We start from the raw sequence: 1,660 nt of genomic DNA on the forward strand, positions 1-1,660 counted from the left end.
CATACCCCCTGTTAATACAAAACCAGTCGCCAGTACTCCCACTACTAATTTCTTGAACATAAAAATTCCTCCTCAAATATTTTTTATAACTTGCACCTTAAATGTATCATTTTTTACATTATTGTAAATATTTATAATTTATAGAAATATTTATTTAATTATTGGGAATATTAGGTATTTATTTTCTCAATGAATGGCACCTTATTCAAGTACCACATAAAGTGTAGGGATACTAGTTTTATGCCAGAAAAGCCTTTCTGTATAATTATATGATGCTTGGATGCTTGGCCTTCATTATGCCTAAATTAACCTCTAAATACGTTTATTGTGTAATTTCTATACAGCAAAGAAAAAAGCAACCGTTTTGGATGCTTTACCTTTAAATATAAGTCCCAAACCAATATTTATGGCTCTGTTGCAAAATTTTAAAGAGTAAGCTAAACATTTGCAACAGAACCCTTCGTGTTCAGTAAATGTTGACAAGTCCAATTTTTTTAAGGGTCATCCAACGGTATTGCATTAACAATTTCCTCACTCAAATCAAATATGTTAATTAAAATTCGTTTCTTTTCTAGATTCGTTACTATTTCCTCAACTGTAATATTACCAGCTTCATTTAAATGAAAAAGTTTATTTCGACCAAGTGTAACAGCCTTTTTCCCAATGTTTTTACGAATAAATAAACTACTATTAAATGGGCTATAGTTTCGAGTATTTTCCCAACGCTCCTGTAAATATGAAAATTCGACATTATCAATCTCTAACCTACAGGTAAGTTCTTTCTCACTGTGACCCGTTCGAAATACAATATCCCACAAATCATTAAAATTCGGATATATCTTGATTGTAAAAGGTAGAGGTCCTCCGATTGAAGGACGTTCTTGGGATAAAGGGACAATATCTTCAATCATTAAAATACCATCTACCAAATATTGTTGATCTTCAATTGTAACAATGACCGTGCCATGACTTGGACCATTTTCTGGTGGAGTAAGCCCTACCATCGATCCTGCGGCAGCGCGCACATCATATCCTAAAATTTTTAACAAACTGTATAAACCGATTGAATGTCCCCAACATGTCCCTCCCGTTGAATGTTCTAAAAAATTCGAAAAGAATTCTGAAGGATTTCCAATTGGTAATGGACCTGACATTTGATTTCCAAAATAAATCCTTTTATGTATATTATCTTGCGGAACATTTTTGCACCATGACTGATAAAGCATTCTCAGGTTATCTTCACTATTTTTAGGCCATTGTTGAAACCCCAATTTACTAATAATAGCTTCTATCAGCTCCAAACTTACACCAAATCCCAAGCATATTTCTTCAACTTTGTTAATATCCTTTTTTAATAGATTCACTGTATCAACTCCATTATATATTTTGAACATTTTATGAAAATTTATAGTGTAGCTATCCTCTTTTAAATGGAAAATAATGAATTAATTTAACATATTCATACTATTGGGGACTAATGCTCATTCTCTATTATGAAAACATGTTCATTTTATGCAAATATTTTCACGTTAATAAGTAGTTTCCTTAATTTTGTGTATACAGCTATCATAATCGTATTTATATAAAAAATTAGTTTGGATCTATTTTCTGTTTAAAGATGCCCTGATTTCTTTATTTACAGTGTTTTGAATGTATACTT

Annotated in this window: 1 protein-coding gene; it reads right to left on the reverse strand. The window is 31.1% G+C overall.

Translation table 11 applies throughout. The features are described 5' to 3' along the window. Positions 1 to 494 precede the first annotated feature (494 nt). Positions 495 to 1,364, reverse strand: coding sequence for an arylamine N-acetyltransferase (locus DN403_RS30510; protein ID WP_002083505.1), 870 nt, complete (start codon positions 1,362 to 1,364; stop codon positions 495 to 497). Between the last annotated feature and the right edge of the window lie 296 nt (positions 1,365 to 1,660).

The sequence above is a fragment of the Bacillus sp. AY2-1 genome (genome assembly GCF_008368965.1).
Taxonomy (GTDB): Bacteria; Bacillota; Bacilli; order Bacillales; family Bacillaceae_G; genus Bacillus_A; species Bacillus_A thuringiensis_S.